This is a genomic window from Mycobacterium sp. DL, from assembly GCF_039729195.1.
In the GTDB taxonomy this organism is placed as follows: Bacteria; Actinomycetota; Actinomycetes; order Mycobacteriales; family Mycobacteriaceae; genus Mycobacterium; species Mycobacterium hippocampi_A.
Map to the genome: position 1 here is coordinate 3,469,196 of NZ_CP155796.1, position 24,414 is coordinate 3,493,609.

25 protein-coding genes are annotated in these 24,414 nt (G+C 67.8%); 7 read left to right on the plus strand and 18 right to left on the minus strand.

All coding sequences use genetic code 11. The features are described 5' to 3' along the window. Positions 1 to 29 precede the first annotated feature (29 nt). From ABDC78_RS16510 to ABDC78_RS16530, 5 genes are all read right to left on the minus strand, one after another. On the minus strand, positions 30 to 1,997 hold the full coding sequence (locus ABDC78_RS16510; RefSeq protein ID WP_178360061.1) for a penicillin-binding protein 2: 1,968 nt from the start codon (positions 1,995 to 1,997) through the stop codon (positions 30 to 32). Then, positions 1,994 to 3,052 carry a hypothetical protein gene (locus ABDC78_RS16515; RefSeq protein WP_178360060.1) on the minus strand — a complete coding sequence of 353 codons (1,059 nt, stop codon included), beginning with the start codon at positions 3,050 to 3,052 and terminating at the stop codon, positions 1,994 to 1,996. The genes ABDC78_RS16510 and ABDC78_RS16515 overlap by 4 nt, the downstream gene beginning before the upstream one ends. A 2-nt stretch (positions 3,053 to 3,054) precedes the next feature. After that, positions 3,055 to 4,191: a 16S rRNA (cytosine(1402)-N(4))-methyltransferase RsmH gene (rsmH, locus tag ABDC78_RS16520; protein WP_178360059.1), complete on the minus strand. Its 1,137-nt coding sequence runs from the start codon at positions 4,189 to 4,191 to the stop codon at positions 3,055 to 3,057. Then, positions 4,166 to 4,600 carry a division/cell wall cluster transcriptional repressor MraZ gene (locus ABDC78_RS16525; protein WP_178360058.1) on the minus strand — a complete coding sequence of 145 codons (435 nt, stop codon included), beginning with the start codon at positions 4,598 to 4,600 and terminating at the stop codon, positions 4,166 to 4,168. Before ABDC78_RS16525 ends, rsmH begins: the two co-directional genes overlap by 26 nt. A 291-nt stretch (positions 4,601 to 4,891) precedes the next feature. Continuing rightward, complete coding sequence (locus ABDC78_RS16530) at positions 4,892 to 5,293, minus strand: DUF3040 domain-containing protein (protein ID WP_178360057.1); 402 nt, start codon at positions 5,291 to 5,293, stop codon at positions 4,892 to 4,894. 249 nt (positions 5,294 to 5,542) lie between these two features. On the opposite strand from ABDC78_RS16530, the gene ABDC78_RS16535 reads away from it, so the two are divergent. The 4 genes from ABDC78_RS16535 (at position 5,543) to ABDC78_RS16550 (ending at position 9,620) form a co-directional block, all read left to right on the plus strand. Further along, positions 5,543 to 6,130: an N-acetyltransferase gene (locus ABDC78_RS16535; protein ID WP_178360056.1), complete on the plus strand. Its 588-nt coding sequence runs from the start codon at positions 5,543 to 5,545 to the stop codon at positions 6,128 to 6,130. 24 nt (positions 6,131 to 6,154) lie between these two features. Then, a complete protein-coding gene (locus ABDC78_RS16540) occupies positions 6,155 to 6,844 on the plus strand; it encodes a DUF3153 domain-containing protein (protein ID WP_178360055.1) in 690 nt (229 codons plus the stop codon). A gap of 81 nt (positions 6,845 to 6,925) precedes the next feature. Continuing rightward, complete coding sequence (gene idsA2 / locus ABDC78_RS16545; RefSeq protein ID WP_178360313.1) at positions 6,926 to 8,005, plus strand: bifunctional (2E,6E)-farnesyl/geranyl diphosphate synthase; 1,080 nt, start codon at positions 6,926 to 6,928, stop codon at positions 8,003 to 8,005. 4 nt (positions 8,006 to 8,009) lie between these two features. Continuing rightward, on the plus strand, positions 8,010 to 9,620 hold the full coding sequence (locus ABDC78_RS16550) for an alpha-(1->6)-mannopyranosyltransferase A (RefSeq protein WP_178360054.1): 1,611 nt from the start codon (positions 8,010 to 8,012) through the stop codon (positions 9,618 to 9,620). On the opposite strand, the gene ABDC78_RS16555 is transcribed toward ABDC78_RS16550, so the two are convergent. Continuing rightward, a complete protein-coding gene (locus tag ABDC78_RS16555) occupies positions 9,541 to 9,945 on the minus strand; it encodes an Rv2175c family DNA-binding protein (protein ID WP_178360053.1) in 405 nt (134 codons plus the stop codon). The genes ABDC78_RS16550 and ABDC78_RS16555 overlap by 80 nt on opposite strands. Before the next feature lie 59 nt (positions 9,946 to 10,004). Here ABDC78_RS16555 and ABDC78_RS16560 point away from each other — a divergent pair, with 59 nt between their 5' ends. Next, positions 10,005 to 11,228, plus strand: a complete 1,224-nt coding sequence (locus tag ABDC78_RS16560; RefSeq protein WP_178360052.1) for a protein kinase — start codon at positions 10,005 to 10,007, stop codon at positions 11,226 to 11,228. Position 11,229: 1 nt separating this feature from the next. Here the strand turns inward: ABDC78_RS16560 and ABDC78_RS16565 are convergent, their stop codons facing one another. The 3 genes from ABDC78_RS16565 to ABDC78_RS16575 are packed head-to-tail and all read right to left on the minus strand — an operon-like array spanning position 11,230 to position 14,036. After that, positions 11,230 to 12,618, minus strand: coding sequence for a 3-deoxy-7-phosphoheptulonate synthase class II (locus ABDC78_RS16565; RefSeq protein WP_178360051.1), 1,389 nt, complete (start codon positions 12,616 to 12,618; stop codon positions 11,230 to 11,232). Between the two features lie 33 nt (positions 12,619 to 12,651). Beyond that, positions 12,652 to 13,149 carry a polyadenylate-specific 3'-exoribonuclease AS gene (locus tag ABDC78_RS16570; RefSeq protein ID WP_178360050.1) on the minus strand — a complete coding sequence of 166 codons (498 nt, stop codon included), beginning with the start codon at positions 13,147 to 13,149 and terminating at the stop codon, positions 12,652 to 12,654. A gap of 2 nt (positions 13,150 to 13,151) precedes the next feature. Next, complete coding sequence (locus tag ABDC78_RS16575; RefSeq protein ID WP_178360049.1) at positions 13,152 to 14,036, minus strand: hypothetical protein; 885 nt, start codon at positions 14,034 to 14,036, stop codon at positions 13,152 to 13,154. Between the two features lie 85 nt (positions 14,037 to 14,121). Here ABDC78_RS16575 and ABDC78_RS16580 point away from each other — a divergent pair, with 85 nt between their 5' ends. Further along, positions 14,122 to 15,414, plus strand: coding sequence for a glycosyltransferase 87 family protein (locus tag ABDC78_RS16580; RefSeq protein ID WP_178360048.1), 1,293 nt, complete (start codon positions 14,122 to 14,124; stop codon positions 15,412 to 15,414). 3 nt (positions 15,415 to 15,417) lie between these two features. Here the strand turns inward: ABDC78_RS16580 and ABDC78_RS16585 are convergent, their stop codons facing one another. The 5 genes from ABDC78_RS16585 to ABDC78_RS16605 form a co-directional block, all read right to left on the minus strand. Further along, a complete protein-coding gene (locus tag ABDC78_RS16585) occupies positions 15,418 to 16,143 on the minus strand; it encodes a lysophospholipid acyltransferase family protein (RefSeq protein ID WP_178360047.1) in 726 nt (241 codons plus the stop codon). A 106-nt stretch (positions 16,144 to 16,249) separates the two neighbouring features. Continuing rightward, complete coding sequence (locus ABDC78_RS16590) at positions 16,250 to 16,660, minus strand: hypothetical protein (protein ID WP_178360046.1); 411 nt, start codon at positions 16,658 to 16,660, stop codon at positions 16,250 to 16,252. Beyond that, positions 16,657 to 17,862 carry an ArsA family ATPase gene (locus ABDC78_RS16595; protein WP_347133109.1) on the minus strand — a complete coding sequence of 402 codons (1,206 nt, stop codon included), beginning with the start codon at positions 17,860 to 17,862 and terminating at the stop codon, positions 16,657 to 16,659. The genes ABDC78_RS16590 and ABDC78_RS16595 overlap by 4 nt, the downstream gene beginning before the upstream one ends. Positions 17,863 to 17,935: 73 nt before the next feature. Further along, positions 17,936 to 18,373, minus strand: a complete 438-nt coding sequence (locus tag ABDC78_RS16600; protein ID WP_178360045.1) for an SRPBCC family protein — start codon at positions 18,371 to 18,373, stop codon at positions 17,936 to 17,938. A 104-nt stretch (positions 18,374 to 18,477) separates the two neighbouring features. Then, a complete protein-coding gene (locus tag ABDC78_RS16605) occupies positions 18,478 to 18,876 on the minus strand; it encodes a polyketide cyclase / dehydrase and lipid transport (protein ID WP_178360044.1) in 399 nt (132 codons plus the stop codon). Positions 18,877 to 19,004: 128 nt separating this feature from the next. Between ABDC78_RS16605 and ABDC78_RS16610 the strand changes: the two genes are divergently transcribed. Further along, positions 19,005 to 20,810 (plus strand): long-chain fatty acid--CoA ligase, encoded by a 1,806-nt coding sequence (locus ABDC78_RS16610; protein WP_178360043.1) that lies wholly within the window; start codon positions 19,005 to 19,007, stop codon positions 20,808 to 20,810. On the opposite strand, the gene ABDC78_RS16615 is transcribed toward ABDC78_RS16610, so the two are convergent. The 4 genes from ABDC78_RS16615 to ABDC78_RS16630 all read right to left on the minus strand — a co-directional run bounded on the left by ABDC78_RS16615 (position 20,807) and on the right by ABDC78_RS16630 (position 24,309). After that, complete coding sequence (locus ABDC78_RS16615) at positions 20,807 to 21,949, minus strand: glycosyltransferase family 4 protein (RefSeq protein WP_178360311.1); 1,143 nt, start codon at positions 21,947 to 21,949, stop codon at positions 20,807 to 20,809. The genes ABDC78_RS16610 and ABDC78_RS16615 overlap by 4 nt on opposite strands. Further along, a complete protein-coding gene (locus tag ABDC78_RS16620; protein ID WP_178360042.1) occupies positions 21,946 to 22,791 on the minus strand; it encodes a DUF4157 domain-containing protein in 846 nt (281 codons plus the stop codon). Before ABDC78_RS16620 ends, ABDC78_RS16615 begins: the two co-directional genes overlap by 4 nt. Next, positions 22,760 to 23,899 (minus strand): peptidoglycan hydrolase RipC, encoded by a 1,140-nt coding sequence (ripC, locus tag ABDC78_RS16625; protein ID WP_178360041.1) that lies wholly within the window; start codon positions 23,897 to 23,899, stop codon positions 22,760 to 22,762. Before ripC ends, ABDC78_RS16620 begins: the two co-directional genes overlap by 32 nt. Before the next feature lie 152 nt (positions 23,900 to 24,051). Beyond that, positions 24,052 to 24,309, minus strand: coding sequence for a hypothetical protein (locus ABDC78_RS16630; protein ID WP_178360040.1), 258 nt, complete (start codon positions 24,307 to 24,309; stop codon positions 24,052 to 24,054). Positions 24,310 to 24,414: the final 105 nt, after the last annotated feature.

Sequence of the window (24,414 nt, forward strand, 5' to 3'; positions counted from 1 at the left end):
TAGACACAGTACCGGCCCGCAAGATCAGCTCAGCCGGCCTGAAGTGTCAGCGGCGCACCCGGATCCGCCGACAGCGGCACGTTCTCCCGCTGCAGCAGCCAGGACGCGATGTTGTGGAACAGCGGTGCGCCCGACGATCCGGGTGAGCCGTCAGCGGCACGATGCGGCGCGTCCAGCATCACCCCGACGACGTAGCGGGGGTCGTCGGACGGAGCCATCCCCGCGAAGGTGATCCAGTAGACGTCGCTGTAGTAGCAGCCGCACGCCGGGTTGATCTGCTGGGCGGTGCCCGTCTTGCCCGCGATCTGATATCCCTCGACCGCCGCCTGTGGGCCGGTGCCCTGCTGCACGCCCATCGGGTCGCGCTGCACCACCGAGCGGAACATGTTGCGCACGGTGCGTGCCGTCTCCGGCGACACCACGCGCACGCCTTCGGGCCGGGGTTCCTCGGTGCGCGTGCCATCGGCGGCGATCGTCGCCTTCACGATGCGCGGCGGGACGCGGACACCGTCGTTCGCGATCACCTGGTACATCCCGGCCATCTGCAGCAGGGTCATCGAAAGTCCCTGTCCGATGGGCAGGTTGGAGAACGTGCTGCCGGACCACTGGTCGATCGGCGGAACCAGCCCGGCACTCTCGCCGGGCAGCCCGACACCGGTGCGCTGCCCGAGTCCGAACTTGCGCAGCATCTCGGCGTAGCGCTGTTCACCGACGCGCTGTGCGAGCATCAGCGTTCCGACATTCGACGACTTCCCGAACACCCCTGTGGTGGTGTAGGGCATCACTCCGTGCTTCCACGCGTCGCCGACCGTGACACCACCCATGTTGATCGAGCCCGGCACCTGCAGCACCTCGTCGGGGTTGGACAGCCCGTACTCGATGACCGATGCGGCGGTGACGATCTTGTTCACCGATCCCGGTTCGAACGGTGACGACACCGCCAGGTTGCCCATCTCGCGATTGTCCTGACGGCTGAGATCCTGCGACGGGTCGAACGTGTTGTCGTTCGACATCGCCAACACCTCACCGGTCTTGGCGTCGAGCACAACAGCGGACGCGTTCTTCGCCCCGGAGGCGTCCTTGGCCATCTGCACCTGCTGCTGCACATAGAACTGGATGTCGTCGTCGATGGTGAGCATCACCGACGAGCCGTTCACCGCGTCGTGGCGATTGCGATAGCTGCCCGGGATGACCACGCCGTCCGAACCGCGGTCGTAGGTGACCGAACCGTCGGTTCCGGCCAGCACCGAATCCATCGAATCCTCGAGGCCGAGCAGTCCGTGGCCGTCCCAGTCGATGCCACCGACGATGTTGGCGGCGAGCACTCCGCCGGGGTACTGGCGCAGGTCCTGGCGCTCCGAGCCGACCTCGGGGAACTCGGCGGTGATGGCGTCGGCGATGGTCGGGTCGACGGCACGCGCGAGGTACACGAAGGTCTCGTTGCTGCGCAGCTTCTTGAGCACCGTCGCGCTGTCGGGCTTGTTGCCGAGACGGGTGGCCACCTCGGTCGCGATGTCACGCAGCCGACGGTCCGGGTCGGGGGCCTCGGACGCGGTCACCTCGTTCTTCTCGTACGCCTCCTGCAGTTCCTTACGCACCTTGACAGGTTGGAACGTCAACGCGCGGGCCTCGATGGTGAAGGCCAGCTTGTCGCTGTTGCGGTCGACGATCGCGCCGCGCAGTGCGGCGTCGATGTCGGTCACCTTCAACTGGCTGGCCGCCTCGGCGCGCAAACCTTCAGCGCGTGGCACCTGCAGGGTGAACAGCTGGGCAGCAGCCACCACCAGAAGCAGGAACACCGCCGCATTGCCTGCGCGGTGCCGGAACACGAATGACGCGCTCCGCAAACCGCTTTGGGGTGCCGCCTGGCGGGTGCGCCGGGACCGGGCCGAGCGCTCCGTGCCCGGGGTGCTCTTCGCCGTCTTCGCGACTCTCGCCGACTTCGCCGACTTTTCCGGCGTCGCCGCGGGCTTGCGGCGGCCTGCGTCGCGGCTCATGCCGGCGCGCCCGGAACCGGCAGCGCCGCCGGCGCGAATTCGTCAGGCCCCGGGGGCGGGGCGAGGGCCGGCGGGGCAACGGCCTGATCGGCCGGCGGGGCGACGACCGGCGGGGCGACGACCGCTCCCGGAGCTTCCGGGGGCAGCATCGGGACGGGCCCCGGAGTCGGCGACTGGCCCGAAACCGCATGCGGCACCTCGCCCCCCGGCGCTACCCCGAGGGGTGCCGACGGGACCGCACCCGGCGCGACACCGAGCGGAACCGAAGGTGCCGACGGGACCGCACCCGGTAGGACGAGCTCACCGGTGACCGGCGGCAGCCTCACCGGCACCTCGCGCGGTTCCACCACCCGCGGGGCCGGCGGCGCGGCAGGCACGGGGTCCGGCAGCGGCGCGTTCAACGGCGGCGGCGGAACGCCTTCGGCGGGTTTGGGAGTACCGACCACGATCCAGTTGCCTGCGGCATCCTGCACGAGGTGTGCGGTGTCACGCGACGGGATCATGCCGAGATTCCGGGCGGCCTCCGCGAGCGCCGGCGCAGCCTGAGCCTCGAGCACATCGCGCTCGAGGCCTTCCTTCTGTTGCATCAGAGTCTGATTGACCTGGCGGGCGTTGCCGAGCTGGTAGGACCGTTCGGCGGCATCGGTGGACAGCCACAACGTCACGCCCAGGCCGGTGCCCAGCGCTGCGATGATCAGGACGACGAACGGCACCCGGGCGACGAGCGTGCGCGGATTGAGCTCGAGGGAGGCGATCCTGACCAGGATCCGCTGCCGAAGTGGAGGACGTACCACCTTGGGCGCCTTGGCCTTGCGCGCCTTCGAGCGGGCCTTGGCCTGGCTGGCACTCTTCGGCCGCGCCGGGACGTCCATCGGCCGACGGATCGGGCTGGTCTGCGGCGCCGACCGCTGCGGGCGCGCATCGCGCGTCGGCTTGCGCCGGCGCGGCGGCGCATCGACCATCCGCTTCGTTTCGCGTGCGCTCACGCGCCCGCCGCGCGTCTGCGACTTCTTCTTCGATGCGTTACCGCCGCGTGCGGGCCGCTTTGCCTTCATCGCTACTCTCCCCCAACTCGTTGCAGTGCGCGCAGCCGAACCGGGGCGCTTCGTGGATTACGTTCGATCTCGTCAGACCCTGCACGTTCCGCACCGCGGGTCAGCGCGGTGAATTCCGGCCCCAGCCCGGGCAGTTCGACCGGAAGGCCCGGTGGCGTCCGGGATGCGGTCGCCGCGGCGAAGGCACCCTTGACGATCCGGTCCTCCAGCGACTGATAGGCCATAACGACGATCCGGCCGCCGGGACGCAACGCCGCCAGAGCCGCCGGAACCGCGTCCCGCAGCGACTCCAACTCGGCGTTGACCGCGATGCGCAGTGCCTGGAATGTGCGTTTGGCCGGGTGCCCGCCGGTGCGGCGCGCGGGTGCCGGGATCGCCTGGTAGAGCAACTCGACCAGCTCACCGGTCGTCGAGAACGGCGCATCGGCGCGGCGGCGCACGATGTAGCGGGCGATCCGGCTGGCGAAGCGCTCCTCACCGAACTCGCGGAGCAGACGCGTCAGCGCTTTCTCGTCGAAGGTGTTGAGGATCTCCGCCGCGGTCAGGTCCGCTTCTGAGTCCATCCGCATGTCCAGCGGGGCGTCCGTCGAGTAGGAGAAGCCACGTTCGGGACGGTCGAGTTGCATCGACGACACCCCGAGATCGAGCAGGATTGCGTCGACATGCCCTGCGGGGAACCCATTTTCGGCCAGTGCCTCTGCGATGCCGTCGTAGCGGGTGCGCACCAGCGTGACGCGGTCGCCGAACGGCGCCAGACGCTCACCGGCGATCCGCAACGCATCGGGGTCGCGGTCCAGGCCGATCAGTCGTAAGCCCTCGAACCGGGTCAGGAAACGCTGAGCGTGGCCACCGGCACCGAGGGTGCCGTCCACGAGGACTGCCCCCGTCCCGGCGGAGTCGCGCTGGGTCAGCGCCGGGGCGAGCAACTCGACGCAACGGTCGAGCAGGACCGGGACATGTGGCTCGTCATCCACCATTGCAGCACCCCGAGGGATTGTGGCGGCCCCTGCAGTGAGGTCCCTGCCCGAGTGCGCGGACCTGACGTCGGGGAAGTACGTCAGGGCCGGTTCGGGCAGAGGCCACACTGCACGGGCCTGCGGGCCAGTGGCCAGATCAAAGAATGTCGCCGAGTGCTTCATCGCTGGCCGCGGAGAAGTTCTCTTCGTGTAGCTCCTGGTAGTCGTTCCACGCCTGGGCGTCCCAGATCTCGAGGAAGCCGATCGAACCCGTCACCACACACTCCTTGGTGAGATTCGCGTAGCGACGATGCTCAGCGGAGAGAGTGATGCGTCCTTGAGCGTCCGGGTACTGCTCGTCGGTGCTGGCCGCCAGGTTGCGAAGGTAGGCGCGGGCCTGTGGGTTGCCGCGTTTGGCCTTGGCCGAGATGTCGGCAACCATCTCCTCGAACTCCGCCCGCGGATGAACAGCCAGGCTGTGATCTTGGCTCTTGGTGACCATCAACCCTCCTGCCAGCGCTTCGCGGAATTTGGCGGGCAATGTGAGTCGCCCTTTGTCATCGAGCTTTGGCGTGTAGGTGCCGAAGAACATCTCGCCACCTCGCTCGCGTTTCGCCCCACGGAACCCCGGTCGCTCCGTTGTCCGCCACTTTACCCCACAATCCCCCACTTTGCTCCAAATAATGGGTGGCGTTTCGTCGGCACCCCCACCCACGAGGTCGGATGCACTCGACTGCGGAGGAGCTCCCACCCCTGATGTGCCTCACCGGGACACAAAATGCCAGTTCAGCACCAGCTGAACCGGCAGGACACGCCCTGTGGGGCGCAGTGGGGCAAAAAAGAGGGGCAGCCCTTGCGGACTGCCCCTGCTACCGGAAACCGGCTACTCGTCGAAACGCTTGCGGAAGCGATCTTCCATGCGGCTGGTGAACGAGCCGCCGCCGCCCTTGGTCCGCTTCTGCCGCGGCGCCGCAGTGTCGGCAGGCGCTTCCCCTTTTCCGCCGCCCCTGGGCCCGGTGATCGCGTACACCACCGCACCGAACATCACGATGAAGCCGATGACGGACAGGATGGGGAAACTCCCGATCATGGTGGCCTTGAACGCCACACCGGAGATCAGCATCGCCAGCCCCAGCACGAACAGGGCAGCACCCTGTAGCCGGCGCCGTGTTGACGGTGCTCGCAGAGTTCCGCCACGAACGCTGGACGCGAACTTGGGGTCCTCGGCGTAGAGCGCGCTCTCGATCTGGTCGAGCATGCGCTGCTCGTGTTCGGAGAGTGGCATTCGTCCCTCCCTCTTGCCGTGGGGCGTCGCAGTCGTTCAAAGTCGGAGTGTGCCCGCGTGTACGTGCACTTAACAGTAATGATACGAGGTCAATCTGAGCGGGACCACCTTGTTCGACGCACGATTCTATGACGAACATCGCCAAGGGGATCGGGCACCTCTCGTACTCGACGCCCGCCCGACACTCAACGCCCCGTTTCGACGGATAATGGGCGGCGGCCACGACGGACCACCGGGAGGAACAGATCCTTGGCGACGACTCTGATCGAACTGTCGCCAAGCGATATGGCGCACCGGCTCAGCGATGCGCTGGCGGTGTATGTCGACGCCATGCGGTACCCGCGCGGAACCGAGGATCAGCGTGCGTCGATGTGGCTCGAGCACACCCGCCGACGCGGCTGGAAAGCCGTCGCCGCCCTCGACTGCACGGAGGGAAACGGCGAGACGTCGATGGCCACGGCCCCGTTGCTCGGCGTCGCCTACGGCTACTGCGGTGCCCCCGATCAATGGTGGCAGCAGCAGGTGGTGGCCGGTCTGCGGCGCAGCGGTGCAGGTCAGGACCGTATCGCGAACCTGATGAACAACTACTTCGAACTGACCGAACTCCACATCCTCCCGAGCGCGCAGGGCCGCGGACTGGGTGAAGCCCTGGCGCGGCGACTGCTCGGCGACCGCGGAGAACAGCACGTCCTGCTGTCCACCCCCGAGATCAACGGAGAGGCGAACCGAGCGTGGCGGCTGTACCGGCGCCTCGGCTTCACCGACATCATCCGCGGCTACCACTTCGCGGGCGATCCCCGGGCGTTCGCGATCCTGGGTCGCTCTCTCCCGTTGTAGTGGACCGTCTGGCACGATGACCTGGTGCCGACCCGTCACCGCACCCGCAAGCGCCTCCTCGCACTGGTGTTGCTGCTGTTGGTGGTGGCGCCATCACTGATCGGCTGCGTACGGATCAGGACGTCACTGACCGTCTCCACCGACGACCGGGTATCGGGTCAGATCGTCGCCGCGGCAATCCCCCGCGACGCCGACGACAAGGGTCCGCAACTGCTCAACAGCCTGCCGTTCGCGCAGAAAGTCGCCGTCTCCGAGTACAGCCGCGACGACTACGTGGGCACCCAGGCGGTGTTCTCCGACCTCACCTTCGCCGAACTGCCCCAACTGGCGAGCATGAACCGGGACGCGGCCGGTGTCGACATCTCGTTGCGGCGCGCCGGCGACCTGGTCATCCTCGAAGGCCGCGCGGACCTGACCTCGCTCAGCGACCCCGAGGCCGACGTGTCGCTGAGCGTCTCGTTTCCCGGTGAGGTGACCTCGACCAACGGAGATCAGATCTCCACCGAGATCGTCGAGTGGACACTCCGGCCGGGTGTGGTCAGCACGATGAACGCCCAGGCGCGCTACACCGATCCCAGCGCGCGGTCGTTCGCCGGTGCGGCTATCTGGCTGGGGGTGGGATCGTTCCTGGTCGCAGCCATCATCGGCGCACTCGCCTACACGAGCCGGGATCGCTCCCCGCGACTCGGTGAACCGCAGGATCAGCCGCAGTAGTCGCGCAGGCTCTACTCTGAGACACTCGGGGGCCATGGTGAGACGGACGTGCGACGAAGTAGAAAGGGGCTCCCGCTGAGCGTGGATGCAGCGGCACCGTCGGCCGTCGAGCTGGCTGCGGCCGTCAATGAACAGCTGCGGGACTATCTCCGCGAGCGCCGCCGCGATGCCGCGTACATCGGTGCGGACTACGCGGTGCTGACCGAGGCCGTCGAAGAATTTGTCCTTCGCGGCGGGAAACGCCTCCGCCCGGCCTTCGCCTACTGGGGCTGGCGCGCGGTAGCGGGCACCGAGCCGGGCCCCGAGGTGCTCAAGCTGTTCTCGGCGCTGGAACTGCTGCACGCGTGTGCGCTCGTGCACGACGACGTCATCGACGCCTCCGCCACCAGGCGCGGGCTGCCGACCGTGCACCGGATCTTCAGCGAACGGCACCGTAGCAACAACTGGCAGGGCTCGCCGGAGCAGTTCGGCCTGTCCTCGGCAATACTCCTGGGCGACCTGGCACTGGTCTGGGCCGACGACATCATCGCCTCGGCCGCGATCGACGCCGACGCCCACCGGCGGGTGCAACGGGTGTGGGCGGCCATCCGCACCGAGGTTCTCGGCGGGCAGTACCTAGACATCGTCGCCGAGTCCAGCGGTGCGGAGACGGTCGCATCGGCCCTGACCGTCAACATCTACAAGACCGCTTCCTACACGATCTCGCGCCCACTGCAGCTCGGCGCCGCCGCCGCCGCAGACTGCCCCGAGATCCTCGAGGCCTTCCACGAACTCGGTACCGGCCTGGGAGTGGCGTTCCAGCTGCGCGACGACGTCCTGGGGGTGTTCGGCGACCCCGCCGTGACCGGCAAACCCTCCGGCGATGACCTGCGATCCGGCAAACGCACCGTGCTCCTGGCCGAGGCCATCGAGCTCGCCGAGAAGCACGACCCGGACGGGGCCCGGCTGCTTCGCACCTCCGTCGGCACCGATCTGACCGATGCACAGGTCAAGGACCTCTGCCAGGTGATCGAGTCGGTGGGCGCGCTCGCCGCCGTCGAGGGCAGGATCGACACGCTGACCCGCCGGGCGCTCGACATCCTCGACGCCGCACCGGTCGATCTCCAGGCCAAGGCGGGACTTGCCGAACTCGCAAGATTGGCCGCGAACCGGACCGCCTAGGAGCATGACGACGCCAGCGCCGGCCCAGGTCCCGAGAATCGGCCTGTCAGAACGTTTTTCGCAACGCGTAGTACCGCGGTTCACCCGTTTCAGGGACTTCACCCTGTCGTCGGACGCCCGACCCGCACTGGTGGGAGCACTCGGCGCGGTGCTGATCACCGTCGGCGGACTCGGTGCGGGCAGCACCCGTCTGCACGATCCGCTCCTCGAGTCGATGCACATGTCCTGGCTGCGGTTCGGACACGGACTCGTGCTGTCGTCGCTGCTGCTGTGGGGCGGCGTGGCGCTGATGCTGGTGGCCTGGCTGTGGTTGGGGCGCCGGGTCATCGACCGCACCGCCACCGAATACACGATGGTCGCCACCACCGGCTTCTGGCTGACCCCGCTGCTGCTGAGCGTTCCGGTGTTCAGCCGCGACACCTATTCGTATCTGGCTCAGGGCGCATTGCTGCGCGACGGGTTCGACCCTTACGTCGTCGGGCCGATCGACAATCCGAACTCGTTGCTGGACAACGTGAGTCCGATCTGGACGACGACCACCGCGCCATACGGCCCGGCGTTCATCCTGGTCGCGAAGTTCGTCACGATGCTGGTCGGCAACGACGTCGTCGCCGGGACGATGCTGCTGCGGCTGTGCATGCTCCCGGGCCTGGCGCTGCTGATCTGGGCGGCCCCCAAGGTGGCCCGCCACGTCGGCGCGAACGGAGCGGCCGCGCTGTGGATCTGCGTGTTGAACCCGCTGGTGCTCATCCACCTGATGGGCGGCGTGCACAACGAGATGCTGATGGTCGGCTTGATGATGGCCGGCATCGCCCTGTGCTTCCGCGGTCACCCGGTATCGGGCATCGCCCTGATCGCTGTCGCGGTGGCGGTGAAAGCGACGGCGGGTCTGGCCCTTCCGTTCATGGTGTGGGTGTGGGCCCGCAGACTGCGGGATCGCCGTGGCCACTCATCGGTCAAGGCATTCGTACTGGCCACGGCCGGGTCGACACTGATCTTCGTCGCGGTGTTCGCGATCTTGTCCCTGGCGGCCGGGGTCGGCCTGGGCTGGCTCACCGCACTCGCCGGGTCGGTCAAGATCATCAACTGGCTGACGGTGCCCACCGCGACGGCGAACCTGATCAACGCAGTCGTCGGCCTGTTCGTACCGGTGAACTTCTATGCGGTGCTCGAGACCACCCGCATCATCGGGATCCTCACCATCGCGATCTCGGCACCGTTGCTGTGGTGGCGGTTTCGGCGCACCGACCGGGACGCGCTGATGGGGATCGCACTGCTGATGGGGGTGGTGGTGCTCTTCGTGCCCGCAGCACTGCCCTGGTACTACACCTGGCCGCTCGCGGTGGTCGCCGCACTGGCACAGTCGCGGCGCGCGATTGCGCTGATCGCCGCGCTGTCGACGTGGATCATGGTGATCTGGAACCCCGACGGGGCACACGGAATGTACTCGTGGGTCCGCGTGCTGATGGCTCTGGCGTGTGCCGCAGGAGCGTGGTACTGGGTCACCAGAACCGACCCGGCGACCGAGACGGACGTCAGTAGGCCATCGCCTGAGCGCGACGAACCACCTCACGGGCCTGATGCGAACGCAGCGCATCAACCGGGCGGGCATTAGCCTGCTGCTCGGTGGACCCGTCGCGGGTGATCGTCAGCGACGGATCCGGGGTGAAGAGCCACCGGACGATCTCGGTGTCCTCGTACCCGCCGTCGTGGAGAACGACCAGTAGGCCGGGCAGACTCTTGATCACGTGCCCGGACTCGTCGAAGAACACCTTGGGTATCACCACGGTGCCGGCCCGGCGAACCGCGAGAAGGTGTCGGTCTCGTAATTGCTGATGCACCTTGGTCACCGGAACACCGAGCAGACCCGCCACTGTGGGCAGGTCGTACACGGACTCGTCGGGGTCAAGGACGTCATCGGCAGTCGGAATGCTGCTCACCGCAGTGAGTCTAGTTCCACCGGACGGGTCCGACGGCCGATGGGACCGCGGCTCGTAACATGTGTGCGATGGAGACCAGCCAGCACTCAGACCCGCTCACGGGTGCCGTGCTGGACGGCCGGTACCGGGTGGACACGTTGATCGCCACCGGCGGCATGTCCGGGGTGTACCGCGGACTGGATCTGCGGTTGGACCGCCCGGTGGCGCTGAAGGTCATGGACTCCCGCTACGCCGGCGACGAACACTTCCTGACCCGCTTCCAGCGTGAAGCGCGGGCGGTGGCCCGGCTGAAGGATCCCGGGCTGGTCGCGGTGTACGACCAGGGCATCGATGGTCGGCATCCGTTTCTGGTGATGGAGCTGATCGAGGGAGGCACGCTGCGGGAGTTGCTCCGCGAACGCGGCCCGATGCCCCCGCATGCCGTGGCCGCGGTGCTGCGGCCGGTGCTCGGCGGCCTGGCCGTGGCGCACGAGGCGGGGCTGGTACATCGCGACATCAAGCCCGAGAACGTTCTGATCAGTGATGTCGGCGAGGTCAAGATCGCCGACTTCGGACTGGTTCGCGCGGTCGCCGAAGCCAAGATCACCTCGACCAGTGTGATTCTGGGCACCGCGGCGTACCTCTCACCTGAACAGGTGAGCACGGGCGACACGGACTCGCGCGGCGACGTGTACTCGGTCGGCGTCCTGGTCTACGAGCTGCTGACCGGCGTCACGCCGTTCGCCGGGGACACCACGTTGGCGGTGGCGTACCAGCGAATGGACCACGACGTCGCACCGCCCAGCTCCGTGATCGGCGGCGTGCCAAGGCAGTTCGACGAACTCGTGAGTCGCGCGACCGCGCGGGATCCGGCACAGCGGTTCGCCGACGCCGCCGAGATGCTCGACCAACTCGAGGTGATCGCGCGGGAACTCGGCCTGCCGCACTTCCGGGTCCCTGCCCCACGCAACTCCGCGGCGCACGACTCCGCGATGGCGCCCGTGGAATCCCACAGCTCCGCTGACGCCACCGAACACCTCGGCAAGCCCCGCGGCGCCGCGCCTGTGAGCCGCCAGACCCGGGCGTTCACCCGTGACGAGCTGCCGGCCGACGAGCTCGACCCCGACGACGAATACCAGCCCCCCGCAGAGCGATTCGCCGGTATCGAGCTGGCGGAGTTCGACTGGGCGCGGCAGCGGGCCAGACGGGTGCTGTTCTTCTGGGTGGTCGCGGTGATCACGCTGGCCGGCCTGGCCGCCGCGGGGGCGTGGACGGTCGGCACCAACTTGAGCGTGCTGCTGTAGATCAGTCGCGCAGCATCTCCGCGACCAGGAACGCCAACTCCAACGACTGCTGGGTGTTCAGCCGCGGATCGCAGGCCGTCTCGTAGCGACCCGCCAGGTCGGTGTCCGAGATGTCCTGCGCGCCACCGAGACACTCCGTGACGTTCTCGCCGGTGATCTCGACGTGGATGCCGCCGGGGTGGGTGCCCAGCGCATGGTGCACCTCGAAGAACCCCTGGACTTCGTCGACGATGCGGTCGAAGTGCCGGGTCTTGTATCCGGTGGAGGACTCATGGGTGTTGCCGTGCATCGGGTCGCACTGCCAGATGACCTGATGCCCGGAGGCCTGGACCTTCTCGATGATGGGCGGCAGCACGTCGCGCACCTTGCCGTTACCCATCCGACTGACCAGCGTGAGCCGGCCGGGCACGTGGTGGGGGTCGAGTCGCTCCACGTACTCGACCGCCAACTCCGGCGAGGTCGTCGGGCCGATCTTCACCCCGATCGGGTTGGCGATCACCTCGGCGAACGCCACGTGCGCGCCATCGAGTTGACGGGTGCGCTCGCCGATCCACACGTAGTGCGCCGACAGGTCGTAGAGCTTCGGGCCGCCCTCCGCCTCAGCATCCATCCTCAGCATCGCGCGCTCGTAGTCGAGGACCAGCGCCTCGTGGCTGGCGTAGATCTCGGCGGTCTGCAGGTTGCGGTCATCGACACCGCAGGCGCTCATGAATCGCAGCCCGCGGTCGATCTCTCCGGCCAGCGCCTCGTACCGTGCCCCCGCCGGCGATGTCCTGACGAACTCCCGGTTCCAGTCGTGCACCTTCTGCAGCGACGCCATCCCCGACGAGGTCAGCGCGCGCACCAGGTTCATGGCGGCACTGGCGTTGGCGTAGGCGCGAACCAGTCGGGACGCATCGTGATCGCGCACCGAGGCGTCGGGCGCGAACCCGTTGATCATGTCGCCGCGGTAGGACTTCAGACCCAGCGCGTCGATGTCGGCCGAACGGGGCTTGGCGTACTGGCCGGCGATCCGCGCCACCTTGACCACCGGCATGCTGGCGCCGTAGGTCAACACCACCGCCATCTGAAGCAGCGTGCGGATGTTGGCGCGGATGTGGGGTTCGGTGTTGTCGACGAACGTCTCGGCGCAGTCGCCGCCCTGCAGCAGGAACGCCTTACCCTGCGCGACGTCGGCGAGTTGCGACTTGAGCCGCTCGATCTCCGACGGCACCGTGACAGGCGGAACGCTCTCCAGCACCGTCCGCATCGCCTTCGCCTGATCAGCGGGCCAACCCGGCTGCTGCAGAGCCGGCCGGGCGAGCGCCGCGTCCAGCCGTTGCCGCAGATCCTCGGGCAGCGGCGGAAGATCCGGCAGCTGGTCGATGGGTACGTCGACGGTCCAGTTCACCCGTCCATGGTAACGGGCACACACGAGTGGTTTTCACCCGTGCAGGGGCGCCTCCCCCGTCGTCATCAGGCGGAATCGATGCAGGTTGTGCTTCGCGTCGACGAGGGCGTCGTGGGCATCGCGGGGCCGCGGGGGCATTCGAGGGCTTCCGCGCTCCTCCCAGAACTGACGCAACTCGCGGGTGAAACGGGGTATCGCCGGCGGTAGATCGGTCATCGGACCCCACAGTTGACAGAGGACCACGTGGTCGTAGGCCCCCACCCACGCCCACAGCTCGATCGATTCGTCCCCGTCGATTCCGAAGAAGTCCTCGAGGTCGGCCCGTATCTGTCGGCGCGAGCGCCACAGCTGCGAGGCCGGCGACGGCAGTTTCGGCAGCACATGCTTACGCACCCAGCTGCCCGCCCGCTCGGGATTGAACTCTGTTGAGATCGCATAGTATTCACGGCCGTCCTCGGCGGCCACACCGATCGAGATCAACTCGATGGTGTAGCCGTTGTCGATGAATTCCGTGTCGTAGAAGTACCGCACAGTTATCTGACTTCCTGCGTGACGGGGTCGCGGTCGGGGGGCGCGGGGGCCGCATGGATCTCTCGGTCGAGCTGTTCGTCGACCTTGGCATCGTCGGGGAACTTCGGCATCCCGGCGATGGCATCCTGCAGCCAGAGCTTCGCCTGGACGACCGGCCGACGCAGCCAGCGTTCACGCTCGAGCGCCCGGTGCATCTTGCGCGGACGATTCGTGTACCGCCAGCGTGCCCACGGTGCGTGGGGCCGCGACAGCCTGACCGCGCCGACCACCAGCAGTGGAGTGATGAACATGCCCACCAGGCCGGTCCACACCTTGCCCTTGAGCAGCACGATCACAGCGAGTCCCAACGTCAGCAGCGCCGCGGCGACCACGATGGTGCGCGCCACGACGGACTGGTCACTGCGCCAGATGTCGACGTCGAAGAACGACAGCGGGCTGAAGCCCAGGATCAGCAGTCCGGCCACCGCGACTGCGACGAACACCGCATCCACCGACGTCCGCCCGTCCTCGGCCCAGTACACGTCGGACAGATGCAGGATCAGGGCGAACTCGTCCAGCACCAGTGCGGCACCGACGCCGAAAAAGATTGACGCTGCAGTGAACTCGGGCACTCCCCCGTCGACCGCCAGGGTCACCATGGTGACTCCGGAGACCAGCACCAACACCACGCCGATGACCACATGGTGGATGTGCATGCCCCCGCCGGCGGAGATGTTGCGCGGCTGCCACCACTTTCGGGGGGCGTCGCTGCCGGCCTGGCTGCGGATGTACCGCACGATCGTGCGGGTCACGAAGAAGGTCAGGATGAACGCGACCAGGCAGCACACCAGCGGCAGCCGCGAATGCGGGATCGACAAACCCACGTCCAGATCCAAGGTTGGGCGCACCGGAGAAAACTTACGCCGACCTGCGCGTGTCCACGCCGGGATACCCGCCGACGCGCCGGTGGGCACCGATAGTCTGGTCTGCGACATGAGGACTTGGCAGTCGCCCACAGGGGCTGGTTGGGGACCGACGCTCACCTGGCGGCTGTTTCAGCTGATGACCGCGGTGGCGTTGGCGTGGGCGGCGTGGCGCCTGCTCGGGGACAACCCCTATCGGATCGATGTCGACGTGTACCGCATGGGCGGACAGGCCTGGCTCGACGGTCGGCCGCTCTACGCCGACGGAGCGATGTTCCAGACCCAGGGTGACCTCGAACTGCCGTTCACCTATCCCCCGCTGGCGGCGGCGCTGTTCTCGCCCTTCGCGTTGTTGACTCTCAACGGCGCGAGCATGGCCATCACGGCGATCACGCTGCTCCTGCTGCTGGTGTCGACGGTCATCCTTCTCACCCGGCTCGACGTGTGGCCCACCACCCGCATCACCGGGGAGTCGGCCCTGGCCAGGCGGTGCTGGCTGGCCGCGGCGATCGTGGCACCCGCGGTGATCTACCTGGAACCGATCCGCTCGAACCTAGAGTTCGGTCAGATCAACGTGGTGCTGATGGCGCTGGTCATCGCCGACTGTGTGCCGCGCAGAACGCCGTGGCCGAGGGGTCTGCTGCTCGGGGTCGCGATCGCGCTGAAGCTCACACCGGCGGTCTTCCTGCTGTACTTCCTGCTTCGCCGCGACACCAGGGCACTACTGGTCACCGGGGCGTCGCTGATCGGCGCGACGCTGATCGGTGTCGCGCTCGCATGGCGGGACTCGTGGGAGTACTGGACCTCGACCGTGCGCAACACCGACCGCATCGGCAACGCGACGCTGAACACCAACCAGAACATCACCGGCGCGCTGGCCCGACTCGGCCTGGGCGAAGGCGAGCGGTTCGTCCTGTGGACGGTGGCCTGTTTCGCGGTACTCGGCCTGACGGTCTGGGCTGCCCGCCGGGCGTTGCGGGCCGCCCAACCGGTGCTGGCCCTGATCTGCGTCGCGATGTTCGGGCTGGTGGTGTCGCCGGTGTCGTGGTCGCACCACTGGGTCTGGGCGCTGCCCGCAGTCCTGGTCACCGGGGTGCTGGCGATTCGGCTGCGTCACGTCGCGCTCGGGATCGTCTCCGCGGCCGGACTCGCGCTGATGGTGTGGAACCCGATCACCTTGCTGCCGGCGCATCGCGAGACCGCGGCCTCACTGTGGCGCCAGCTCGCCGGGGGGTCCTATCTCTGGTGGGCGCTCGCGCTGATCGTCGTGGCGGGAACCGTGTCCGCCCGGCGTGCCGGCCAGGACAACCCGACCGTTGATGTGTCGCCCGCACCGGCTGAGAAGGCCCCGCGCCCGCTGTGAAGGCTAGCCCGCGGCTGCTTCGGGGAGCCGCGTCGGCGGTTTCAGGGCTCCCTCAGCTTTTCCCTCTTTGACGTCCGCGGCGTAGAGGTCGACGTATTCCTGACCCGACATCTGCATCAGCTCGTACATGACCTCGTCGATCACGGCCCGTTCGATGAAGCGGTTGCCCGCCAGCCCCTCGAACCGGCTGAAGTCCATCGGCTTGCCGAACTTGACCTGGACCCGGCCGAACCGCCACATCTTGCTGCCGGGGGGATTGACGACGTCGGTGCCGATCATCGCCACCGGGATGACCGGGACCTGCGACTGCAGGGCCAGACGGGCGAGCCCGGTCTTTCCCTTGTAGAGCCTGCCGTCCGGCGACCGGGTGCCCTCGGGGTACATCCCCAGCACCTTGCCCTGACCGAGAATCCGTTCCGCGGTGGTCAGAGCGCCCTGGGCGGCGTCGGCGTCGGAGCGGTCGATCGGCACCTGGCCGGCGGAGGTGTAGAACCAACGGGTCAGCCGACCTTTGATGCCGGTGCCGGTGAAGTACTCGGCCTTGGCCAGATAGGTGATGCGCCGATTCACCACCAGGCACTTGTAGAAGCTGTCGGCGACGGCCAGGTGGTTACTCGCCAGGATCACTGCCCCGGACTGCGGAACATTCTCCAGCCCTTCGACTTTCGGACGTCCGAGCAGACTCAGCAACGGCCCCATGAAGACGAACTTGAACAGCCAATACCACATGGACCCTCCGCATCACCTGACCGCGCTGCGGTCAGTCTGGCCAACCGCAGGCACGGTGCACTGGGACAACCTTACCCACGCCGTGTGCGTGGGACCACAGCTGCGCTCACTCCTCGACGATCACGGTGATGTGCTGATAACGCCCCGGGTCCGACGGCGTGGTCGGCCGCGGTGGCGTCGGGTCGTCCGGCGACGGACCGTCGGGCTCCGGTGGCCGCGGATCCGCGCCGTCGAGGTCGGCCAACATCGCCTTGACCAGCGCCAGCAGTCCGACGCTGTGCTCGGCGACCACACTGAGCAGCGGATGTTGCTCACCTGAGATCAGCGCCGCCAGTGCGCACACCGGGCACCACACCTGCTCACATTTGCCGGGGCCGCCGGCCTGCGCCCGGGCGGCGGCAAGGCGTATCGCGGGGTCGAGTCGATCCAGGATCGACTGCGCGAGTTGCCGCAGTTCGGGAGCCACGGTCGAATGTCCCCGGCCAGCGGCTCCGGCCTCGGAGTGGAACTCGCTCAAGCCGGCCACACCTCCGGGTTCGGTCGAAAACGCACTGTCAGCTCGCTGCCGCGGAGCGCGGCATCGGAGACGATGCATCGCCGCAGCACCGACGCCAGCCGTACCCGGCGCCGCATCCCGCCGACGCCGATGATCAGGTCGTCGTCGACCCTACCCAACGACAACGCAGACGAATCCACCTGCGGCAACTCCACCCGCAAGCGGTACACCGCGTCCAACCCGCTGCCGGACTCCCGGTCGACGACAGGCCGCAACGGTCCCGGCGGCGGAGCACCATCGCGTCTGCGCGCACCGTCGAGCAGTTCGCCGAGTGCCTTGGCCCCGATCGGTTCGCCCGCCAGATGGGGCACCATCACCAGTTGGACGTCGCCGATCACGCGGTCGAGATCGCCGAGTACCGCGCGCTGCTCGGCGATCCGTTCGGAATACCAGTCGAACGCCGGATGCTCGGGCAGGTTGCGGTACTCGAACGAATCATCCTCGATCAGAATCTGATTGACGATGAGCTCGCCGACCTGAATGCCCATCAGCGCCAGCGACCCGAGCGTGCGCACCGCCTCGGCGGCGACCACCCGCTCGGCCGTCATCACCAGGTGTGCGGTGACCAGCGATCCGTCGGTGAGCATGGCGCTCAGACGGTCGGTGCCCGCGCCGATTCGCTCGAGCAGTGCGATCACCGCGACCGAGCGTGGATCGTCGGCACTGGACAACCGTCGGTGCCTGGGCCAGGCCCGCTCCAGGTAGAGAGCGAAGGTCGCGGGCAACGTCAGCATCCGCATCGCGTCCGCGGTTGATGCACAGTCGACCACCACGAGATCCCAGTGCCCGGAGTCGGCGAGTTCGCCGACCTCGTGCAGGCCGAGCACTTCCTGCACGCCGGGGAGCGCGGAAAGTTCCTCTGGCGCAATGTCTCCGATGTCGGATTCGGAGAATCTCTCTGACAGCGGGCCGGCGATCTCGCGCCACCGCTCCGCCAGCAGCGCCAGGGTGTCGAGCGCAAGAGCGTCCAGCGACCCTCCCCCCGACGCCGAGGTGTCGAGGTCGGCCAGCACACGGGTGGGCTCACGCCGACCCGTGGGAGTGATGGTCGTCCCCAGGACGTCGCCGGTGGAATGCGCCTGGTCGGTGGACACGATCAGGACCCGCATCCCGGCCCGCGCGGCGCGCACTGCCGTGGCCGTGGCCAGCGTCGACTTACCCACGCCGCCCTTGCCGACGAACAGGCTGATCCGGGACCGCCCGGGCGGCTGCGGCGCGTCCGCGGCCTGCCTGCTCTCAGTCAGACTCGGCTCGTTTCTTCAGGTCCTTCAGTGCGGTATCCGTCAGACGCCGTTCGGCCTTCCTCTTGAGAAGGCCGATCATCGGGATGACCAGATCCACCGACAGTTCGTAGGTGACGTCGGTGCCAGATCCCTTGGGTTTCAGCCGATATGCACCGTCGAGAGACTTGAGCAGCGTGCTCGACACCAGCGACCACGTCACCGAGTTCCGGTCGGCGGGCCACTCGTAGGCCAGCACCATCGCATCCTTGAGCACCGACGCATCCAGCACCAGCCGGGCCACCTTCGGATAGCCGGCGTCGTCGGCCTCGAGAACCTCGGCCTCCTTGTATTCGGCGACCCAGTCCGGGTACGAGCCGATGTCGGCGATGACGTCCATCACCGTCGAAGGATCGGCATCGATGTAGATGGTCTGCGCCGTCTTGTCCGCCACTTAGATCATTCCCTGCTCGGTCTGGTCACTGGCCAAAAATCTACTCTCCCCCGTTGGGTATGGCCCCCGTACTCGGGATTGAGAACCGAACCGGGGCCGCTGGGTCAGGCCGGTCGCGGCACTCCCACCGGACGCCCGGCTTCCAATGTGCGTTTCACCTCGAACGCCATGTCCTTGCCGGCCACCCGGCGCCGGTGATTCAGCTTGCCGAGGTTCATCTTCGCCAATTGCCAGGCGGCGATCCCGGACGGTTCGGCGTGCAGGAAGTAGTGCAGGATCACCCCGTCGGGACCGGTGGGCACCTTCTCCAGCCAGATCTCCATGGTCCCCGTCAGCGCCCCGGTCACCGTCCAGCGCTGCCCGACCTCGCCGCGGTCCTCGACCACCGTCAGGTGCAGGTCCGGCCACCATCGCCGCCAGCTCGCCGGATCCGCGACAGCGTTGCCGACAGCGACCGGGTCAGCCGCGATGAACGTCTCGTCGGCGATCTGGAAGCTGTTCATGACAGACAAGCTTCACATATGTCGGGGGCATCGGCCCGTGTCGGCCGGCTTGGAAGATGCTGACGACTACGCTGGACACGGCTCACCTGTTTGTCGAGCCGCCTGAGAATCACGAGAGGGCCTCCACAGTGCGCGAGTTCACCGTCCCGGCGTCATTCACCGTCAACGAGTACGACAGCATCGCCAGCTCTGTCTACTCCCACGAGCGAGACAACCCCGACCACGTGATCCTCCAGCGCCTGGTCGACGGCACCTGGGTGGACGTGACATGCAGCCAGGCCGCTGGTGAAATCCGTTCAGTGGCACAGGGTTTGATCGCCGACGGAATCCAGCCGGGTGATCGGGTCGCGATTCTGTCCGCGACGCGTTACGAATGGCCGATCCTGGACTTCGCGATCCTGTCGATCGGTGCCGTCACCGTGCCGATCTACGAGACCAGCTCGGCCGAGCAGGTCCAGTTCGTACTCGCCGATTCCGGCGCGGTCGCAGCCTTCGCGGAGACCGACGACCACGCCGGCCGGATCGAGGCGCAGCGGGACTCGCTGCCGCAGCTGCGCAAGGTCTACCGCATCGAGGGCTCGGGCAGGGCTGCCGTCGATGAGCTGACCGAGGCGGGCCGGACGGTCGACGCCGCAGTCGTCGAGGAACGGCTGGCGGGCACCAGGTCCAGCGACCCGGCCACCCTGATCTACACATCCGGCACGACGGGGCGGCCCAAGGGCTGCCAGCTGACCCATTCCAATCTGCTCTATGAGATCCGCGGCGCCAAGGAGTGCTTCCCCGATCACCTGGCCAAGGGCGAGAAGCTCCTGGTGTTCCTCCCTCTGGCGCACGTCCTCGCCCGTGCACTGACCATCGGCGCGTTCGCCAACGGGGTGACCCTCGGATTCACCAGCGACATCAAGAACCTGGTGCCGATGCTGGCGGTGTTCAAGCCGACGTTGGTGGTGTCGGTGCCGCGGGTGTTCGAGAAGGTGTACAACACCGCCGAACTGAACGCCGAGAACGGCGGCAAGGGCAAGATCTTCGCCGCAGCGGCCGACACGGCAATTGAATGGAGCAAGGCTCAGGAGACCGGCGGGGCAGGGCTTGTGCTCAAGCTCAAGCACGCGGTGTTCGACAAGCTCGTCTACGGCAAGCTGCGAGCCGCACTCGGCGGCGAGTGCCACGCAGCGATCTCCGGCGGCGCTCCGCTGGGCGCACGGCTGGGCCACTTCTACCGCGGTGTGGGTTTGAGCATCTACGAGGGTTACGGCCTGACCGAGACCAGCGCGGCGATCACGGTCAACCGGGTGGGCGACCTACGGGTCGGTTCGGTCGGCAAGCTGTTGCCCGGCAACAGCATGAAGCTGGGCGAGGACGGGGAGCTGCTGGTCAAGGGCGGAGTGGTGTTCAGCGGCTACTGGGGCAACGAGACGGAGACCGACGCGGTGTTCTCCGGTGAGTGGTTCCACACCGGTGACCTCGGCGCGATCGACGACAACGGCTTCCTGACCATCGTCGGCCGCAAGAAGGAGATCATCGTGACCGCGGGCGGCAAGAACGTCGCACCCGCGTTGCTCGAGGATCGGTTGCGGGCCCATCCGCTGATCAGTCAGGCGATGGCGGTCGGCGACGCTCAGCCGTTCATCGCCGCGTTGATCACCATCGACCCGGAGGCCTTTCCCGGGTGGAAGGAACGCAACGGCAAGGACGGCGGCGCCACGGTCGCCGACCTGGCCACCGATCCCGATCTGCGCTCAGAGGTCGAGCTCGCGGTCAAGGAGGCCAATCAGGCCGTGTCCAAGGCCGAACAGATCCGCAAGTTCCGCATCCTGCCGGTCGACTTCACCGAAGACACCGGTGAGCTGACACCGACGCTGAAGGTCAAGCGCAAGATCGTCGCCGAGAAGTTCGCGGCCGACATCGATGCGCTGTACGCCAAGGAAGGCTAGAGCAGTCGGGCCAGCTTCTCGGCCTGCATGTGCCACTGCCAGTTCTCGACGACCCATCGGCGACCGGCCGCACCCATCGCCGCCGCACGGCGCGGGTCGGCCAGCAGGTCACCGACCGCCGTGGTGATGGCACCGACATCCCAGCCGTCCACGACCACGCCCGTCTCCCCGTCGAGCACCGTCTCCGGCGCACCGCCCGATCGCCCCGCCACCACGGGCACCCCGGATGCCGACGCCTCCAGATAGACGATGCCGAGACCCTCGACGTCGAGGCCGGCGCCGCGGGTCCGGCACGGCATCGCGAACACATCCGCCATCGCGTGATGTGCAGGCAACTCGTCGCCCGGTACGCCGCCGGTGAACACCACATGCTCGGCGACCCCGAAGGTCTGGGCGAGGCGGTGCAGCGAGGTCCGGTACGGCCCACCACCGACGATCACCAGCGCGGTGCCGGGCACCCGTTCCCGGATCGCCGGCAGCGCGCGGATCAGCATGTCCTGCCCCTTGCGCGGCACCAGGCGGGACAGGCACAGCACCACCGGGCGGCCGCCGAGTCGGTAGCGGGCCCGTAGTTCGGCGCGCGCGACCTCGTCAGGGGTGAACCGCTCGGTGTCGACTCCGGGCGGGACCCGCTCCAGTGCGGCCTGCGGGCCGAAGGCCGAGGCGAACCGGCGGCGGGTGTAGGAGCTGATGTAGGTCACCACGTCGGTGTTGTCACCGATGCGGCGCAGTGCCGATCGGGCAAGCGGCAGCATCGACCAACCGACTTCGTGTCCGTGTGTGCTCGCGATGATGCGCTGCGCTCCCGCGGCGCGGGCCAGCGGACTCATCAGCGCCAGGGGGGCGGCTGCACCGAACCACACCGTGTCCACGTTGTGTGTCGTGATGAGCCGGCGCATCCGCAGCGCCACGGTCGGCTCGGGCAGCATCAGGGTTCCGGGATGACGCACGACCTCGTATCCGGTCACGGCGTCTCTGTCGTAGTCCTCGGCGCCCTTCCACTTCGGCGCATACACAGTCAGGGTGTGTCCGCCGGAGGCACCGGAGCCCGTCAGGTGGGTCACGAGCGCTTCGAGGTAGGACTGGATCCCGCCCCGGCGAGGGGGAAAATCGTTGGTGACCAACAGGACCCGGCTCAACTGCTGCCCCACCGCTGCCAGCCGGCGAGCGCCGTCGGCAGCTCGACGCCGAGTGTGTCACGCACGGCGGTCTCGATGTCGGGATGGCCGTGCCCGCAGGTCGCGAGATACAGCGCCCGCAGTCCGTCGACCCCGAAGGCGTCGGCGATGTACGAGGCGAACGACCACGCACGGTCGTAGGCCGCAGAGCGGCCGGGGCCTTCGGTGGCGAGCTCGGCGTCTGTCGGGAGTCGCCCCGACAGCGCGGCCGGCGCGGATCGGGACACCGGGCGGGCGACATAGTCGGCGACGCCTTCGGTGACCCAGGTCGGCGCGTCCGCGGCGGTGTCGAGCCGCGCCGCATAGTGAAAGAGTTCGTGTCGCAGCACCAGGCGAAGGTCGGCATCGGTCATGGCGACCGCGCCCGGAGCGAACATGATCCGGTCTGCGGTGGTCGTGGCGGCGACGTCGCTGCTGCCACCTGCCAGCGTCGCGAACTGCTCCTGCGACCCGGCGACGACGATGAGGATGTCCCGTGGCCACTGCGGACCCCAGAATGCCGTGACAGCGTCGTTGGCACCGGGCAGTTCGGCGGAAATGCGGTCGAGCAGTGCTTCGCCGCCGGCAGCGCCGAGGTCGAACAACGTCGCGCTTCGCCCATCCGGGGTGGTCACGGAGCGCGTCGGCGCGCTGGGTGCAACCGAAGACACAGGAGCTGCCACGGCAGGACCAGCGGGCGCGGGCTGCGGGCCGCCGACCAGGAGAACCGCGCAGATCAGTTCGGCGCCGAGGACCGCGCCGAGACGGCGTCGGTCAACCGCGCGGGCCCTGTCAGTAACGCCGGACGTTGTAGATCGGCGCATTGTTCACCGGCGCGACCCGCACCGGTGTGCCGTACGTGGACGCGTGCACCATCATTCCGTCGCCGATGTAGATGCCGACATGCGACGCGTCGGAGTAATAGGTGACCAGGTCACCCGGCTGCATCTGATCGGACGACACCGGTTGCCCGCCCCGGGCCAGTGCCTGGCTGGAATGCGGCAGCGAGATGCCTGCCTGCTGGAAGGACCACATCACCAGGCCCGAGCAGTCGAACGCACCCGGACCGGAACCACCCCACGAGTACGGGGAACCGATCCGGCTCAACGCGGCCTGGATCACCGTGGTCGAGACAGGCGATCCGGGGGCTGCGACGTCACCCGGCGGGATCGCTGCGGGAACGTCGGGCAGAGGTTCAGGCGCGGGCGGGGCGGCGAGGATTGCCGGATCCTGTCCGGGCGGCGCTGCGGCCGGTGGCGCGGGCGGCGGAGGCGGCATCGCGGCGAGCACCTCACGCTGGTTCGGGGTCAGCGCATCGTACTGAGACTTGACGATGGCGATCTGCACCTGCAGCTGACTCTGCTTGGACTGCAGGTCGGCGCGCACCGCCGCGGCCTGCTCGGCGGCTGTCTTGGACTCGGCGGCAGAGGCTGCCGACGCCTGCTCGGCGAGCTGCGTCTGCGCGCCGAGCTCGCGGTAGCCGGCCATCTGGGCCTGCATCTCGTGTGCCATCACGCGCTGCACAGCGAGTTGGTCGATCAGCCCCTGGGGGGATTTGGCGGTCAGCATCGCGTCGAATCCGGAGGTGCGGCCACCCATGTACTGCGCGGCGGCCAACGTGTCGACCGACTTCTGGAAGGTTGCGAGCTGCGCCTTCGCCGACTCGACGGCCTCGATGTCGCTCACGTGCTTGGCCTCTGCCGCCTGCTGCGCGGCCAGCTTGTTGTTCAGATCCAGCTGGGCCGAGTGCATGGCCTCGGTCGTCTGCTCGGCCTGCCGGGACAACTCGTTGAGCTTTGCCAGCGCGTCGTCGGCCGGATCGGCCAGCGCCTGCCCGGTCAGGATCGAACCCAGAACTGCCAATCCAGCAATCGCGCTGATGACGGGTCGCCAAGGTCGACGGGTGCTCCGGTGCGCGCGAGTGAACCTCAAGATTTCTGCGTCCTTCAACTGCCGTAACGAGCCGTCTCGAACTCTATTAGGTCTCAGATAGGTTACGAAACGGCATCGGCCTTGTCCAACGGAAGACGCAAATTTAACAGTCGCAACGGCAATGAGCACAACGCCGATGGCGCCGCGTGTCGTCAGGCAACCCCGGCGCCACCTTGGCGATGGATCGGCACGAGCCGCAATCGGGGAGCCAGACCCACTTCGGCAAGCACCTCCAGTGCGCGTCGCTCGTCAACGAGCAAAGTTTCCGGCACACCGAGCAAAACGCTCACGACACAGTCCTGGCATCCGACCCCGCGGACAGCGCAGTCGTCGCAGTCGATCGTCACCGTCCCGGCCCCGGGCACCGGGGGGTCGCCCCCTGCACCCGGCGACCACTGATCCTCTGGCATCACATGTCCTCTCGATCGGAGTCGTCCGCACGCTAACGGCGGGCACCGACATCCCCGCGGGGCCGGCGGGAGGTGACGGGGTTTGTCACCGGTGACGGTTACGTT

Bases quoted from the DNA above. Each gene is read 5' to 3' on its own strand.
- ABDC78_RS16630 (WP_178360040.1), bottom strand. From the start codon at position 24,309: ATGCCAGAGGATCAGTGGTCGCCGGGTGCAGGGGGCGACCCCCCGGTG.
- ABDC78_RS16530 (WP_178360057.1), bottom strand. From the start codon at position 5,293: ATGCCACTCTCCGAACACGAGCAGCGCATGCTCGACCAGATCGAGAGC.
- ABDC78_RS16605 (WP_178360044.1), bottom strand. From the start codon at position 18,876: ATGAACAGCTTCCAGATCGCCGACGAGACGTTCATCGCGGCTGACCCG.
- ABDC78_RS16585 (WP_178360047.1), bottom strand. From the start codon at position 16,143: ATGTGGTATTGGCTGTTCAAGTTCGTCTTCATGGGGCCGTTGCTGAGT.
- ABDC78_RS16580 (WP_178360048.1), top strand. From the start codon at position 14,122: ATGAGGACTTGGCAGTCGCCCACAGGGGCTGGTTGGGGACCGACGCTC.
- ABDC78_RS16510 (WP_178360061.1), bottom strand. From the start codon at position 1,997: ATGAGCCGCGACGCAGGCCGCCGCAAGCCCGCGGCGACGCCGGAAAAG.
- ABDC78_RS16515 (WP_178360060.1), bottom strand. From the start codon at position 3,052: ATGAAGGCAAAGCGGCCCGCACGCGGCGGTAACGCATCGAAGAAGAAG.
- ABDC78_RS16560 (WP_178360052.1), top strand. From the start codon at position 10,005: ATGTGTGCGATGGAGACCAGCCAGCACTCAGACCCGCTCACGGGTGCC.
- rsmH (WP_178360059.1), bottom strand. From the start codon at position 4,191: ATGAAGCACTCGGCGACATTCTTTGATCTGGCCACTGGCCCGCAGGCC.
- ABDC78_RS16525 (WP_178360058.1), bottom strand. From the start codon at position 4,600: ATGTTCTTCGGCACCTACACGCCAAAGCTCGATGACAAAGGGCGACTC.
- ABDC78_RS16620 (WP_178360042.1), bottom strand. From the start codon at position 22,791: ATGCGCCGATCTACAACGTCCGGCGTTACTGACAGGGCCCGCGCGGTT.
- ABDC78_RS16550 (WP_178360054.1), top strand. From the start codon at position 8,010: ATGACGACGCCAGCGCCGGCCCAGGTCCCGAGAATCGGCCTGTCAGAA.